This window comes from Spirilliplanes yamanashiensis, assembly GCF_016863475.1.
Lineage (GTDB): Bacteria > Actinomycetota > Actinomycetes > Mycobacteriales > Micromonosporaceae > Spirilliplanes > Spirilliplanes yamanashiensis.
Genome location: NZ_BOOY01000046.1, coordinates 21,184 through 36,381 on the forward strand (window position 1 = coordinate 21,184; position 15,198 = coordinate 36,381).

Here is a 15,198-nt window from a genome sequence, read left to right on the forward strand (position 1 = left end):
TCCTTCGGATTCAGCGCCGGCCGGACCAGCGGAAGGTGCGCACGGCGACGAAGCCGGCACCGACCAGCCAGGCCAGCAGGACCGCCGGCGCCGTCCACCCCGCGGTGGGGCCGCCGGGATCGAGGGCCGCGGCCACGAGCGTCACCAGGTGCCGCAGGGGCAGGACGGAGCCGGCGGCACTCATCCACGCGGGCGTGGCGTCGATGGCGAAGACGTCGGAGAAGAACGCCACGGGCAGCGAGATCCCCAGGGCGACGGCGGTGACGGTCCTGCTGTCCGGCAGTGCCGACGCCAGCGCCAGGCCGCACGCCGCCAGGGTGGCGGTGCCGACCACCACCCAGCCCGCGGCCCACAGCAGGCCCGCCGCCGTCGGCCGCACGCCGAACCACGAGACGCCGGCCAGGACGACGAGGCCGCCGGTGAGCAGGGCGATCCACAGCACCGCGACGATCCGGCCCGCCACGTGGACGGCCGGCCGCAGCGGGGTGCCCCGCAGACGCTTGAGGACGCCTCGGTCACGGGCCCGGGCGACCGCCTCGGGCATGTTCACGAACGCCGTCACCAGCGCTCCCCAGGCGATCATCCCGGCGGCGAGCCGGGTGGTGCCGCCGGGGCTCGCCGGCACGACCGCTGCCGTGAACGCGTAGAGGCCGACCGGCATCGCGACCGCGAAGAACACCCAGCCGACGTCACGCACCGCCGCGCGCGTCGCCCAGCCGGCCTGCCCCAGCAGCAGAGCGACGCCGCCCGGCCGCGCCGTCACGGTCACCGCCGGGCGGCGCCGCGCCGCCGGTCGCCGGGGCGGCGGCGGGTCCGCACGGCCACCGCGGGCTGCGGGGTCCCAGCGGAACGCCCGGGCGGCCAGCACCCCGGCCCCGACCGCCCAGGCCGCCATGACGGCGAGCGCGCCCGGGTCCCAGCCGGAGCCCGCGCCGCCCGGGTCGAACTGGGCCTGCAACGCGTCGTTGAACGGCTTCAAAGGGAAGAACGCGGCGATCCGGTCGGCCCAGCCGGGCATGTCGCCCCACGCCAGCACACCCGACACGAAGCCGATCACGACCGCGCTGCCGATCGACGCCGCCTGGGCGACCGCCGCCGAGCGGGCGGTCGTCGCCACCGCCATGCCGGCCGCGGCGAAGCACACCAGCGCGACGACGACGGTCGCCAGGCTCGCCGGCACGGTGCGCCACACGATGCGCACGTCGTAGACCAGCACGCCCGCGGCGAGCATCGTCAGCACCGAGCCGAGAGCGAAGACGACCGCGGCGCCGACGCGGCCGGCCAGGTACACCGCCGCGGGCACGGGAGTGCCGCGGACCCGCTTGAGGACCCCCCGTTCGCGGGCGTCCGCGAGCGAGACGGCGACGGTCGGGTAGGCGCCGTACAGCACCCCCATCACCGCCGCCGTCGGGGTGACGTACTGCATCACGGGGACCCCGCCCGTGCCGTCGGCCGTCGCGTCCCCGACCAGGAAGCCCAGGACGACCAGCCAGGTGAGGGGGAACAGGAACGTGAAGATGAACACGACGCGGGTGCGCCACAGGTCGCGCAGCGCGAACGCCGTCTGCGCGGCCAGCAGGTCCGCGACGCCCGGACGGCGCGCGGCCGGCAGGACGGTCATCACGACACCCCCGTCCCCACCACGGGCGCCTCGTCCGGCGTCCCCTCGGCCCCGATCAGCTCGAGGTAGACGTCCTCGAGGGACGGCCGGGTGACCCGCAGGTCCGCGAGCACGATCCGCCGCTCCAGCGCCCAGCCGGTGAGCCGGTGCAGCGCCGCCGTCGGCTCCCGGGTACGCACCTGCCAGCCGGCCCCCTGTGCCACCAGCGGGCCGCCGAGGTCGGGCAGCCCGGCCACGGCCACGCCGTCCGGCAGGCGGAACGCCACCTCGGAGCTGGCCCGTGCCTGACCGCCGATGCCGTCGGGAGCGCCGCAGGCGATCAGCCGGCCCGCGACGACGACGCCGACGCGATCGGCGAGGTGCTCGGCCTCGTCCATGTAGTGGGTCGTCAGCAGCACCGTCTTGCCGAGGTCGCGCAGCGTCTCCACCAGGTCCCACGCCCGGCGCCGGGCGGACGGATCGAACCCGGTCGTCGGTTCGTCGAGGAACAGCAATTCCGGGTCGCCCACCAGCCCGAGCGCGAGGTCCAGCCGGCGTCGCTGCCCGCCGGACAGCGTCTGCACCCTCGCGTCGCGCTTGCCGCCCAGCCCCACCAGGTCGATCACGTCGTCGACGACCAGCCGGCGCGGATACCCGCCCCGATAGAACCGCACCAGCTCGCGAACGGTGAACGCCTCGTCGAAGCCGGCCTCCTGCAACACGATCCCGATGCGCTCCCGGTACTCCCGGCCGCCCGTCGCCGGGTCGTACCCCAGCACCCGCACGTGGCCGGAGGTCCGGCGGCGGTGCCCCTCGAGGATCTCCACGGCGGTGGTCTTGCCGGCGCCGTTCGGGCCCAGCAGGGCGAACACCTCGCCGGCCGCGACGGAGAACGACAACCCGTCCAGCGCCCGCACCGGCCCGTAGTGCTTCCGCAGCTCCTCCACGGCGATGGCCACCACGTCGATCACCTCCGGACCCCCGACGCTACGTCCGGGCGCGCGGCCGCCGACAGGGCCGAACGGCACGTCCCGTCCACGGGGGACCTGCGGCCCTGCCGCCGCCGGCGGGACCGGCGGATGGTCGGGGGTGAACCGTGGCGGCCGCCGTCGGAGAGGTGGGGACGTTGCTGGAGTTCGCCGGTGTCAGCAAGAGCTACGGCAGTGTCCGGGCGCTGGACGGCTGCACGTTCACGGCGGCGCCGAAACGCCTGGTCGGGCTGCTCGGCCCCAACGGCGCCGGGAAGACCACCCTGATGCGGTGCCTGCTCGGCCTGGTCGAACCGGACGCGGGGACGTTGCGCTGGCGCGGCTCGCCGGTCACGGACGAGGTGCGGCGCCGCTTCGGGTACATGCCGGAGGAGCGCGGCCTGTACCCGTCGATGCCGGTCGACGAGCAGGTCCGGTACTTCGCCCGGCTGTCCGGCCTGTCCCGCTCCGCGGCGGCGCGGTCGGCGCGGGCGGTGACGGACCGGGTCGGCCTGGGGCCCGAGCTGGCGGGCCGCCGGGTCGAGCAGCTGTCGCACGGCAACCAGCAGCGCGTCCAGCTGGCCGTCGCGCTGGTGCACGAGCCGGAGGTCGTCGTCCTCGACGAGCCGTTCGCGGGGCTCGACCCGCTCGGTGTGCAGACCCTCGGCGGGGTGCTGCGCGACCTGGCCGACGAGGGCACCACGCTGCTGTTCTCCAGCCACCAGCTGGACCTGGTGCAGCACCTGTGCCAGGACGTGGTGACGATGGACCGGGGCCGCGTCGTGCTGGCCGGTCCGCTGGAGGAGCTGCAGCAGGCCACGCGCCGCCGGCACATCGACGTGACCTTCGGCCGGCGTCCCGCGCCCGGCTGGTCGACGGCGCTGCCCGGCGTGGCGGGCGGACCGGCCGCCGAACGGCGGGTCCGGCTGACCCTGGCGGCGGACGGCGACCCGGCGACGGTCCTGCGTGCCGCGCTGGCGGCGGGACCGGTGCTGCGGTTCGCCCTCGAACCGCCGTCGCTGGAGGAGATGTTCCGGGAGGCGGTACACCGATGAGGCAGCACCTGAGTCCGGTGTGGACGATCGCGCGCCGGGAACTGACCACCCGCGCCCGGAGCAAGGCGTTCCGGATCGCCAGCGCGGTGCTGCTGGCCGGGATCGTGCTGGGCATCCTGGTGCCGGCCTGGGCGATGAGCGGCACCGCGCGGTTCACCGTCGTGGTCGCCGGGGGCCCGGCCGGCCTGCCCGCCGCCGTCTCCGCCGAGGGTGCGGCCGCCGGGCTGGCGGTCACCGCCCGCCCCGCCGGTGACCGGGCGGCCGCGGTGCGGCAGGTGGAGACCGGTGCGGCCGACGCCGCCCTGGTGGCGGCCCCGGCGCCGGGGGAGCTGGTCTGGCGGACGACCGAGGAGGCCAGGCTGGCGCCGGTGCTCACCGCGGCGCTGGACCGGCTCGCCGCGGCCCGGCACGCCGAGGAGCTCGGGCTCACACCGGCCGAGCTGGACGGCCTGCTCGCCCCCGCCGATCCGCGCGTGACGCGCCTGGACCCGCAACCGGACCGCTCGGCACAGCTGGTCATCGCGACGGTCGGCATGATCCTGCTGTTCGTCGCCCTGAACTTCTACGGCTCGTACGTGCTGACCGGCGTGGTCGAGGAGAAGTCGAGCCGGGTGGTGGAGGTGCTGCTGGCCCGGGTGCGGCCGGCCGATCTGCTGGCCGGCAAGGTGCTCGGCATCGGCATCCTCGGCATCGGCCAGTTCGCCGTCCTCGCCGCGGTCGCCGCGGTCACCCTCCAGGTCGCCCGGCCGCCACGCCTGCCCGGCGGCACCGTGTCGCTGATCGCCGCCGTCGTGCTCTGGTTCGTGCTCGGGTACGGCTTCTACAGCGTCCTGTACGGCGCGCTGGGGGCGCTCGCCTCGCGGGCCGAGGACGCGCAGGTCGCCGCGGCCCCGCTGACCGGCTTCCTGATGCTGGCCTACTTCGGCGCGTTCACCGCCGTGGCCGACCCGGCACGGTGGTGGATCACCGCGGCGTCGATGTTCCCGCCGACGGCCCCGATCTACATGCCGCTGCGCTCCGCCCTCACCGACGTCCCGGCCTGGCAGACCGGCGCCGCGGTGCTGCTCATGATCGTCGCGATCGGCGTCCTGGTCCGCGTGGGCGGGCGGCTCTACCGGGGCGCGGTACTGCACACCGGCGGCCGGCTCCGCATCCGGCAGGCGTGGCGAGGCGCGGTTTAGCGCGGGGCCCCTCGCGGGGCCCTCGCGGCGCCCTCGTCAGGACGGGCTCGTCGCGCGGACCACCGCCACGGGGCAGGTGGCGTGCCGCAGCAGGTGCTGGCTGACCGAGCCGAGCAGCGCCCCGCGCAGGGCTCCCCGGCCGCGCGATCCGACGACGAGCAGCTGGGCCCGCTCACCGGCCGCCGTCAGCGCCTGGGCGGGATGCCCGGCCACCAGCTCGCTGGTCGTGGTCACGCCCGGGACCTTCTGCCGCCACCGCGCGGTCACCTCGTCGAGGGCGGCGCGCTCCGCCGTGGCGAGGTGTTCGGCGATCACGGGGCCCCGCTCCAGCGGAGGCGCCGGCGGCTTCCAGGCCCGCACGACGTGCACGGCGGTGCCCCGCGCGGCCGCCTGCCGGTACGCGAACTCCAGGGCGAGCCGGGCGCAGTCGGAGTCGTCGACGCCGACCACGACCGGTCCCGCCGGCGGGGTCCCGTCGCGGACCACCACCACCGGGCAGTGGGCGTGCGCGCTGACGGCGACGCTGACGGAGCCGATGCCGGCGACGGCGTTGTGGCCGCGGCTGCCCAGGACGACCATGGCGGCGCCCTCCGACCGGTCGCGCAGCGTGGCGGCGGCCGGCGCGTTCTCGGTGAACGTCCGGACCTCGACCTGCGGGCTGGTCCGGGCGGCCTGGGCGACGACCTCGTCCATCAGCCCCTTCAGGTGACGGGCCGCCTCGCCCTCGGGCCAGACGGGTGGCGCCCCGATCGTGCGGGTCGCCGGGGCGTACGACGGCCATTCGAGCGCGTGGACGAACTCCACCGGCGCACCGGTGCGGCCGGCCTGGTCGAGGGCCCACGCCGCGGCGGCGCGGGACTCGGCGGAACCGTCGTAGCCGACGATGATCGTCGAGGCGGACATCGTGGTCTCCTTCTGTGCGCGGGCGGCTCTGCCGGGGGCGCGGCCGGGTAAGGCCCACCATCGCGCCGCGGCGGGACGACCGGCAGGGCCGGCGGACCGTACTGCCCGGGACCAACGGCACCCGGGACCTCCGGCCCGGGCGGGCGGTCGTCCGGCCCTGCTGCCCGCGGCGCCGTCGGCCGCAGGATGGGATGAGAACCGACCGTCTGGAGGCCGTCATGAGCAAGCCGATGCGGATCGCCGCCGGCACGGCGCTGGTCGCCGCGGCCGCTGCCGCCGCGTACCCGGTGCCGATCCGCCGCTGGTGGCTCTACTGGGGCGCCACCGCCGAGGACAGGGTGCGCGCGATGCCGGGCGACGAACTGCTGCCCGAGCCCGACATGGAGACGACCCGCGCGGTGACCGTCGCCGCGCCGCCCGGCGCGGTGTGGCCGTGGCTGGTGCAGATGGGCAGCGGCCGCGGCGGCGCGTACACCTACGACTGGATCGAGAACCTGCTCGGTCTCGACATGCACAGCACCGACGAGATCCTGCCGCAGTTCCAGAATCTCGCGGTCGGCGACGGGCTGCCGGTCGGCGCCGACGGCCCGGTGCTGACCTGTGCGGTGCTCGAGCCCGGCCGTGCGCTGGCGTTCCACTCGGACGACGGCCGGTGGCTGTGGAGCTTCCTCCTGCTGCCCGTCGCCGACGGCACCCGGCTGATCAGCCGCAACCGGATCACGACCGACCGGCCGACGCTGCTGCGCCGGTTCGTGAACCGGGCGGTCATGGAGCCCGGCAGCCTGATCATGGAGCGCAAGATGCTGCTCGGCATCAAGCGGCGCGCGGAGAGCCTGGCCGCGACACCGGACGCGGTGGGGGACCGGGAGCCGCAGCCGGCGGGCAGCCCGTGAGTGCCGCCGGGACGGCGGCCGCCTCGACTTGCGGCGGGCGGGCGATGCGGGGATAACCACGGGTGTGAGCCTTCTTCGCACCGTCCCGGCCGAGCGCCGGCCGATCGCCGCGCTCGAGTCGGTCGTGGGGCCGGAGCGGTACACGCGCCTGCTCGCCGCGGCCCACGCGCTGCGCCCCCGCCTGGCGGGCCGGACCATCTGGAACGTCAACTCGACGGCGGTGGGCGGTGGCGTCGCGGAGATGCTGCAGACCCTCGTCGGGTACGGCCAGGACCTCGGCATCGTGATCCGCTGGGTCGTGATCTCCGGCGACCCGGCCTTCTTCGCCCTCACCAAGGGCCTGCACAACGCCCTGCACGGATTCGCCGGGTCCGGCCCGCCGGCCGGGCCCGCCGAAGCCGCCCACTACGAACAGGTCCTGGCGGACAACGCCGCCGAGCTGGTCGACCTGGTTCGGCCCGGCGACATGGTCCTGCTGCACGACCCGCAGACGGCGGGACTGGCCCCGTGGCTGCGCCGCGCCGGGGCGCACGTGGTGTGGCGGTGCCACATCGGCGCCGACGAGCACTCCGCCGTGACGCTGGCCGGCTGGGAGTTCCTGCGCCCGTACCTGACCGGCCTGGAGGGCTACGTGTTCTCCCGGCGCCGCTACGTGCCGCCCTGGTTGCCGGCCGCCGCGGTGGAGGTCATCCCGCCGTCGATCGACCCGTTCTCCGCGAAGAACGAGGACATGTCCGACGGCACCGTCCAGGCGGTGCTGCGCCGGATCGGCTTCCTCGACGGCGCGGTGGCCCCGCCGCCGTTCGTGCGCCGCGACGGGCACCGGGGCGAGGTCGTGCGGCGGGCGGCCGTCGTCGCCGACCGGCTGCCGGGCCCGGACGAGCCGATGCTCCTGCAGGTGTCGCGCTGGGACCGTCTCAAGGACATGGGCGGCGTCCTGCACGGCTTCGCCGCGCACGTCGCGCCGGAGGCCGACGGGTACCTGGCCCTGGTGGGCCCGTCCGTCGCCACCGTGGCCGACGACCCGGAGGGCGCCGCGGTGTACGCGGAGTGCGTCCGGCAGTGGCAGGACCTCCCGGCCGCCGTCCGGGCCCGCGTCATGCTCGTCACGCTTCCCCTCGACGACGTCGACGAGAACGCCGCGATGGTCAACGCCCTGCAGCGGCACGCCGCCGTCGTCGCGCAGAAGAGCCTCGCCGAGGGCTTCGGGCTGACGGTGGCCGAGGCGATGTGGAAGGGCCGGCCGGTGGTGGGTTCGGCGGTGGGCGGCATCCCGGACCAGATCGCCGCCGGCACGGGGGTCCTCGTCGGTGACCCGGCCGACCTGGCGGCGTTCGGCGCGGCCGTGCGCGACCTGCTCCGCGATCCCGCGGCCCGGGAGGCGATGGGCGCCGCCGCGCACGAGCACATCCGCGCCGAGTTCGTCGGCGACCAGCACCTGATGCGGTACGCCCGGCTCTTCACCCGGGTCGGCGGCTGGTCCGGCTGAGCGCCGGGCGCACGTCACCGCATCGTCGGGCGGGTCCGCTCGCTCTGCCCGCAGCGCCGGCACGTGTGCACCTGGGGCGAGTCGAACGCGGTGGTGGCGTAGAGCCAGGGACCCCAGTCGTGGTCCGACCGGGACTCCGTCGCTCCGCACCGCCGGCACCGGCGGGTCTCGTCGCACCGGTCCACTCGCCGGAGTGCCGCCCCACCGCGCACCGCATCCTCGCCATGATCGTCATCTCGACGCGCCTCCTCCCGTGCGGCCCTCAGCGGTGGGCCGCGACGACCGGACGGTGCGCCCGGGACAGCCGTGCGCCCAGGACCATGACGACCAGGCCGACGACCAGGAGGACGGCCTGCAGGATCATCTGCGGGCCGATGACGGCGACCTGGCCGGCCACCCACGCCGTCAGCACCGCGCCCGCTCCCACGGACGCCCGGGGACCCCAGGGCCGCGCCAGCCACAGCCCGGCGGCCGCTGCGCCCATCGGCAGGGCCACGGCGAGCAGCAGGGCCACGCCCGGGAGGACCCAGCTGTGCAGGGGCAGTGGTCGCAGGTCCGCGACGGGCAGGTGCCACGCGTCGGCGATGAGCATGACTCCGCCGTACACGGCGGAGAGGCCGACGACGGCTTCCAGCGCTGCCAGCGCCGTGCCGAGTGCGGTGCGGCGGGTGCCCGGTACCCCGGGGTGACGAATGGCCATGACTCCTCCCTCCGTCCCCAGTCTTCGCCGCCGCGGGTGCGGGCCGTCAGGGGCGGACGGCCGGACCGCTGGGGCCCGGGGTCCCGGTCAGTAGGAGGTCAGCGCGCGGATCAACCGGTCCGGCTCCGTGCCCGCCGGCTCCAGCCGCAGCTTCGCGTCCACGACGGTGACGCCCCCGGGCCCCGCCATGACCGGGTTGAGGTCCAGCTCGGCCACCTCGGGGTGTTCCTCGGCCAGCCGGGCGACCCGCGTGAACAGGTCCTCGACGGCTGCCGTGTCCACGGCCGGCGCCCCCCGGTACCCGGTGAGCAGGGGCGCGCCGCGCAGCGATTGCCACATCGCCCGGGCGTCGACGTCGGTCAGGGGCACGAGGCGGAACACCCGGTCGCCGAGGACGTCGGCGCGGACGCCGCCCATCCCCGCCATGACGAGGGAGCCGAACTGCGGGTCGTGGACGACGCCGGCGGCCAGCTCCACATCGGCCGGCACCGTCCGCTGCACGAGCAGGCCCTGCCCCGGGCGCCCGGCCGCGAGGACGCGGGCGGCGGCCTCGCGCACCTGACCGGCGCCGGCCAGCCCGAGCGCGACGGCGCCGGACTCGGTCTTGTGCACGAGCTCGGGATCGGCACTCTTCAGGACCACCGGGAAGCCGATGCGCTCGGCGGCGGCCACCGCCTGGCGGGGGCCGCCCACCCACGCGGCGTCCACGAGCCGGATCCCGTAGGCGTTCAGCAGCCGGGACGTGACGTCGTAGGCCTGCCAGCCGGCACCGGCGGTCAGGCCGGCCTGCACCGCCGACCGCCCGGCGGCCGGGTCCACGCCGTCCGGGGTGACCCGGTCACCGTGGGGGGCCCGCCGCCAGGCGGCGTACCGGGCGGCGTGGCCGAGGGCGCGCATCGCGCGTTCCGGCAGCTCGAACACCGGCGCCCGGCGGGCGCCGCAGGTGCGCGGCGCGTCGCCGCGGCCGACCACGACGACGGCGGCGGGCACGTCCGGCCGCTCGTCGAGGGCGGCGCCCGACGCCTCCAGCAGGCCCGGCAGGTCGTTCGCGCGCGTCGCGACGAGCACCACGAGCAGCGCGTCGACGGCGCCGCCGCCGGCCAGCGCGCGGATCGCGGCGGCGCAACCCTCCGGTGTGGCCCCGGCGCCCAGGTCCACCGGGTTGACGGTCGCCTGCCCGGCGGGCACGAGCAAGCCGGCCGGCTCCGCGACGTCGGCGGCGAGGACGTTCAGCCCGCCCGCGTTGCCGACCACGCCGACCCGGTTGCCGCCCGGCAGCGGCTGGGTCGACAGCAGCCGGGCGGCGTCGACCAGGTCGCCGAGCGTGTCGACGCGGATCACACCGGCCTGACGGAACAGGGCGTCGACGACCACGTCCGACGCCGCGGCGGCGGCGGTGTGCGACAGGCCGGCCCGGCGGCCGGCGGTCGACCGGCCGCTCTTGAGGACCAGGACCGGCTTGCGGTGGGCGACCGCCCGGACGAGACGCGAGAACCGGCGCGGATTGCCGAAGGACTCCAGGTAGAGGGCGACCACCGCGGTGTCCGGATCGTCCAGCCACCAGGCCAGCAGGTCGTTGCCGCTGACGTCGGCCTTGTTGCCGAGCGACACGAACGTGGAGATCCCGGTGCCGTCGTGGGCCGCGTTCTCCAGCAGGGCGATGCCCACCGCCCCGGACTGCGACGCCACCCCCAGCACTCCCCGCGCCGGCTCGCCCGGCGCGAACGCCGCGTTCAGCCGGACGGCCGGGTCGGTGTTGACCACACCGAGGCAGTTCGGGCCGGCGAGCCGCATCCCGTGGGCGCGCACGAGCCGGACGAGCTCGGCCTGCCGGGCCCGTCCGGCCTCGCCGTCGTCGGCGAAGCCGGCGCTGAGAAGCACCACCGCGCGGACGCCCGCGCGGGCGCCGTCGGCGACGACATCCGGGACGGCCTCGGCGGGCACGGCGACGACGGCGAGGTCGACGCCGCCGGGGACGGCGCTCAGCGACGGGTACGACGGATGCCCGGCCACCGCGGCCGCGTGCGGGTTCACGGCGTACAGCGGGCCCCGGAAGCCGTACTCGGCCAGGGCCCGCAGCACCTGGTGACCCACCCCGTCGTGACGGCCGGCGCCCACGACGGCGACCGAGCGGGGCGTCAGCAGGGGCGCCAGCGACCGGCGCTCGGCGTGCGCCTCGCGCCGGTCGACCAGGTGCTCGCCGATGCCGCTCGTGGTCGGGACGCGCACGGTGACCACACCGGAGTCCACCGTGGCCCGGGCGCCGACGGTGAGATCGCGGGCGACCGTCAGCATGGCGTTGTTGTCGCCCAGCACGTCCCCGGTCAGCTCGGCCAGCCCCCGGCGGCGGGCCGCGGCGGCCAGCTGCTCCAGCAGCAGGGTGCCGATGCCCCGGCCGTGGTGCTCGTCGTCGACGAACACGGCGAACTCGGCGCGCTGCCGCCCGCGTCGCTCGTAGGAGGCCACGCCGACGATCCGGCCCGGCAGCTCCGCGACGACCGCGTGCCGGCCGGCCCCCGGCGCCCGGCACACCCGGCGGGCGTCCGCCTCGAGGCTCAGGCGGCCGGGCAGGTGGAAGAAGCGCAGCCGCAGGTTGTCGGGTGAGGCGCGGTCGTAGAGGTCGAGAACCGCGGGCAGATCCGCAGCTCGCGCCGGCCGGAGGTGGACGATGGCGCCGTCCGTGGTGAGCGCGTCGACGCCGTCGGTGTGCACGGTCATGGCGATGCCTCCGTCGGTGGGTGGCGATCGGCCCCAGCACACGCCCGTCCGGCCGCCGGTCGGCAGGGCCGATGGTCCCGATCACGCCGGGCGTTCGGTGCCCGTGACGTCCCGCCGGAAGGGGTCCACCGGCCGTGCCCGGCCCGTCGGGTGCGCGCCTAGCGTCGGAGGTATGCCGAGTATCGCGCCACTGCAGGTGCGGGCCGGTCTCAGCGCCGCCGAGGCCGCCCGCCGGCTCGCGGCGATCGGGCCCAACGCGTTGCCCGAGCCGGGCCGCCCCTCGCCCTGGCTGCTGCTGGCGCGGCAGCTCACCCACTTCTTCGCCCTCCTGCTCTGGGTGGCCGCGGCCCTCGCCGTGGTCGCCGGCATGCCGCAGCTGGGCGTCGCGATCGCCGTCGTCGTGGTCGTCAACGGGGTCTTCGCGTTCGCGCAGGAGTTCCGCGCCGACCGCGCGACCGAGCGGCTGCGCGGCATGATGCCCGCCACCGCGTCGGTCCGGCGCGACGGGCACCGCGTCACCGTGCCCAGCGCGGACCTCGTGCCGGACGACGTCGTGCTGCTGGAGGCGGGCGACCGGGTCAGCGCCGACCTGGTCGTGGTCGAGGGGCACGGCCCGGCCGTGGACGAGTCGATGCTGACCGGCGAGAGCGTTCCCCGGCACCCCGGCGACGGCGACCCGCTGTACGCCGGGACGTTCGTCGTGGAGGGTGCCGCGACCGCCCTGGTCACCGCGACCGGGCCGCGGACCCGGATGGCCGGCATCGCCGCCCTGACCGGCCGCGCCCAGCCGCCGCCGTCGCCGCTCGCGGTGCGCCTCTCCCGCGTCGTGAAGATCATCGCCGGGACGGCCATCGCGGTCGGCGTCGTCTTCTTCGGACTGTCGCTCGCCCTCGGCATGGCGCCCGTCGCCGGCTTCCTGCTCGCCATCGGCGTCATGGTCGCGCTCGTGCCCGAGGGCCTGCTGCCGACGGTGACGCTCGCGCTGGCCTGGGGCGCCCGGCGGATGGCCGCGCGCCGGGCGCTCGTGCGCCGGCTCGAGGCCGTGGAGACGCTGGGCTCGGTCACGTACATCTGCACCGACAAGACGGGCACGCTGACCCGCAACGAGATGGCGGTCGTCGAGGTGTGGACGCCGGCGGGCACGGCCACGATCGACGGCGAGGGCTACGCGCCGGCCGGCAGGATCACCGCCGCGCCGGCCGTCCGCGAGCGGGTCGACGAGCTGGCGTACGCCGCGGTCCGCGCCTCCAGCGGCCGGTTGAGCCGCAAGGGCGGTGACTGGCACCCCACCGGCGACCCGATGGAGGTGGCGCTGCACGTCCTCGCGCTGCGCGCCGGGGTCGACGTCGCGGCGCGGGAGGCCGCCGAACCCGCGACGGCGACCTATCCCTTCGACTCCCGGCGGCTGCGCTACTCGACCGCCGCGGGCGACACCCTCTACGTCAAGGGCGCGCCGGAGACCGTCCTCGCGCGCTGCACCTCGCCCGGCCCCGACGCGGCGCGTGTCGCCCACGTCCTGGCCGCCCGCGGGTTGCGCGTGCTGGCCGTCGCGGAACGCCGGCACGCCGCACTGGGCGCCGGCGCGGACGCCGACGAGCGCGACCTGCGGCTGCTCGGGCTGGTCGGTCTCGCGGACCCGCCACGCGCCGACGTGGCCGAGGCGATAGCGGCCTGCCACGGGGCCGGCATCCGCATCGCCGTCATCACCGGCGACCACGCCCTGACCGCCGCCGCGGTGGCCGAGCAGGTCGGCATCGGCGCCGGCCGCCCCCTGCTCACGCTCGAAGGCCGCGACCTGCCGGCCGGCGACGAGGAACTCGGCGCGCTGCTCGACCGGGACGGGGTCGTCGTCGCCCGGGTCACCCCCGAGGACAAGCTCCGGATCACCACCGCCCTGCAGGCGCGCGGGCACGTGGTCGCGATGACGGGTGACGGTGTCAACGACGCGCCCGCGCTGCGCCGGGCCGACGTCGGCGTGGCCATGGGCGCCACGGGCAGCGACGTGGCCCGGGAGGCCGCCGACCTGGTGCTGCTCGACGACCACTTCGGCACGATCGTCGCCGCCGTGGAGCTCGGCCGGGCCACCTACACCAACATCCGCCGGTTCCTGACCTACCACCTGACCGACAACGTCGCCGAGCTGGCGCCGTTCGTGCTGTGGGCCCTGACCGGCGGCTCGTTCCCGCTCGCGATCGGGGTCCTGCAGGTCCTCGCCCTGGACATCGGCACGGACCTGCTGCCCGCCCTCGCCCTCGGCGCGGAGCCGCCCAACCCGCGAACCCTGAAGGGTCCGGCGCCGACCGGTCAGCTGATCGACCGCGGCGTCGTGGTCCGGGCCTTCGGCGTCCTCGGTCCCACCGAGGTGCTCGTCTCGCTCGGCGCCTTCACGGCCGTCCTCGTGGCGGGCGGTTGGCGGTGGGGCGCCGAGCCGGGCGCGGCCCTGCTGGGCACGGCGTCCGGTGCGGCGTTCGCGGCCATCGTGCTCGGCCAGCTGGCGAACGCGTTCGCCTGCCGCAGCGCGAGCCGGCCGGTGTGGCGGCAGCGGTTGCTCGGCAACCGGCTCCTGCTCGCGGCCGTCGCCGTGGAGCTGGCGCTGCTGGTCGCCTTCCTCGCCGTCCCGCCGGTCGCCGGCCTGCTCGGCGGCACCCTGCCGACCGCCCTCGGCTGGGCGGCCGCCGTCCTGGTCGTGCCGGCCGTCGTGCTCGCCGACGCGGCCGCCAAGCGTTCGGTTCTCACCCGCCACCGATGAAAGGGGTCCGCCATGCCGGCAGGAGTTGACCGTCCGGTCGTGGTCGGCGTCGACGGCGTCCGCGGCCGCCTCGCCACGATCGACCTGGGCGCCGCGGAGGCCCGGCGGCGCGGCGCCGAACTCGTCGTGGCGCACGTCTGGCCCGGCCGGTACGCGGGCCCGTTCCGCGGCGGCTCCGGGCCGCTGCCGACCGAGCAGGACGGCGCGCACCTGCTGGAGCTGGCCGCCCAGCGGGCGCGCCGCACCGGCCCGGACGTCCGGATCCGCACGGCGCTGCTGCCGGGTGCGCCCGCCGACCAGCTGGCGCGGCTGTCCGCGCAGGCGCAGCTGCTGGTGGTGGGCCACCGCGACGACGTGCTGACCCGGCACGGCTGGGGGTCCACGGCCGCCTACCTCGCCCACCACAGCGCCTGCCCGCTGCTGGTCGACCGGGGGCACGAGCACGCCGACGGGCCCGTCGTGGTGGCGGTGTCGGCGCGCGAACCGGCGAGCCCGACCGTGGCCTGCGCCTTCGAGGAGGCCGACCTGCGCGGGGCCGCGATGATCGCCGTGCACGTGTGGGCCGCCCCACCGGGTGGCACCGGGTCGGCGCTGCCGCCGCGGCCGACCGGGTACGCGGCCGCGCGCGACGAGGCCGAGCGGATGCTCGCCGAGGCGCTCGCCGGGTGGTCGGCGCAGTACCCGGACGTCACCGTGCAGCGGCTGACTCTGCACGACCTCGACGTCGCGTACACCATCGACCGCGCCTCGCAGCGCGGCAGCCTGCTGGTCGCCGGAGCGGGCCGCACCCGGCGGATGGCCGAGCTGCTGTACGGATCCCTGGGGCGGGCGCTGCTGCGCACGTCGTCCTGCCCCGTCCTGCTGGTGCCGCCCGGCCGGCCGGCGGCGCTGGCCGGCTGACGTGCCCCGGCGTGCCGCGGCACGGCCGGCGGGAGCCGGCCG

General features: G+C 76.7%; 11 protein-coding genes. 6 read left to right on the forward strand and 5 right to left on the reverse strand.

Annotated elements, in window-relative coordinates:
• Nucleotides 1-10: 10 nt before the first annotated feature.
• Both Sya03_RS30440 and Sya03_RS30445 read right to left on the reverse strand, forming a co-directional pair.
• Complete coding sequence (locus tag Sya03_RS30440) at nt 11-1,621, reverse strand: ABC transporter permease (protein WP_203941908.1); 1,611 nt, start codon at nt 1,619-1,621, stop codon at nt 11-13.
• The gene (locus tag Sya03_RS30445) at nt 1,621-2,571 is read right to left on the reverse strand and encodes an ABC transporter ATP-binding protein (protein ID WP_203941909.1); all 951 of its coding nucleotides are present in this window, start codon (nt 2,569-2,571) and stop codon (nt 1,621-1,623) included. Before Sya03_RS30445 ends, Sya03_RS30440 begins: the two co-directional genes overlap by 1 nt.
• A 146-nt stretch (nt 2,572-2,717) precedes the next feature.
• Between Sya03_RS30445 and Sya03_RS30450 the strand changes: the two genes are divergently transcribed.
• Both Sya03_RS30450 and Sya03_RS30455 read left to right on the forward strand, forming a co-directional pair.
• Entirely contained in the window at nt 2,718-3,623 is a 906-nt protein-coding gene (locus tag Sya03_RS30450; protein WP_203941910.1) for an ABC transporter ATP-binding protein, read from the forward strand.
• Nucleotides 3,620-4,804, forward strand: a complete 1,185-nt coding sequence (locus tag Sya03_RS30455) for an ABC transporter permease (protein ID WP_203941911.1) — start codon at nt 3,620-3,622, stop codon at nt 4,802-4,804. Before Sya03_RS30450 ends, Sya03_RS30455 begins: the two co-directional genes overlap by 4 nt.
• Before the next feature lie 36 nt (nt 4,805-4,840).
• Here Sya03_RS30455 and Sya03_RS30460 read toward each other — a convergent pair whose 3' ends face one another.
• A complete protein-coding gene (locus tag Sya03_RS30460) occupies nt 4,841-5,707 on the reverse strand; it encodes a universal stress protein (protein WP_203941912.1) in 867 nt (288 codons plus the stop codon).
• Between the two features lie 191 nt (nt 5,708-5,898).
• Between Sya03_RS30460 and Sya03_RS30465 the strand changes: the two genes are divergently transcribed.
• Nucleotides 5,899-6,600: an SRPBCC family protein gene (locus Sya03_RS30465; RefSeq protein ID WP_203941913.1), complete on the forward strand. Its 702-nt coding sequence runs from the start codon at nt 5,899-5,901 to the stop codon at nt 6,598-6,600.
• A gap of 64 nt (nt 6,601-6,664) precedes the next feature.
• Nucleotides 6,665-8,089, forward strand: coding sequence for a glycosyltransferase (locus Sya03_RS30470; RefSeq protein WP_239107974.1), 1,425 nt, complete (start codon nt 6,665-6,667; stop codon nt 8,087-8,089).
• Between the two features lie 262 nt (nt 8,090-8,351).
• Here Sya03_RS30470 and Sya03_RS30475 read toward each other — a convergent pair whose 3' ends face one another.
• Both Sya03_RS30475 and Sya03_RS30480 read right to left on the reverse strand, forming a co-directional pair.
• The gene (locus Sya03_RS30475; protein WP_203941914.1) at nt 8,352-8,789 is read right to left on the reverse strand and encodes a hypothetical protein; all 438 of its coding nucleotides are present in this window, start codon (nt 8,787-8,789) and stop codon (nt 8,352-8,354) included.
• Nucleotides 8,790-8,876: 87 nt separating this feature from the next.
• Complete coding sequence (locus tag Sya03_RS30480; protein ID WP_203941915.1) at nt 8,877-11,507, reverse strand: bifunctional acetate--CoA ligase family protein/GNAT family N-acetyltransferase; 2,631 nt, start codon at nt 11,505-11,507, stop codon at nt 8,877-8,879.
• 172 nt (nt 11,508-11,679) lie between these two features.
• Between Sya03_RS30480 and Sya03_RS30485 the strand changes: the two genes are divergently transcribed.
• On the forward strand, nt 11,680-14,256 hold the full coding sequence (locus Sya03_RS30485) for a cation-translocating P-type ATPase (RefSeq protein WP_203941916.1): 2,577 nt from the start codon (nt 11,680-11,682) through the stop codon (nt 14,254-14,256).
• A 12-nt stretch (nt 14,257-14,268) separates the two neighbouring features.
• Nucleotides 14,269-15,156: a universal stress protein gene (locus Sya03_RS30490; protein WP_203941917.1), complete on the forward strand. Its 888-nt coding sequence runs from the start codon at nt 14,269-14,271 to the stop codon at nt 15,154-15,156.
• Nucleotides 15,157-15,198: the final 42 nt, after the last annotated feature.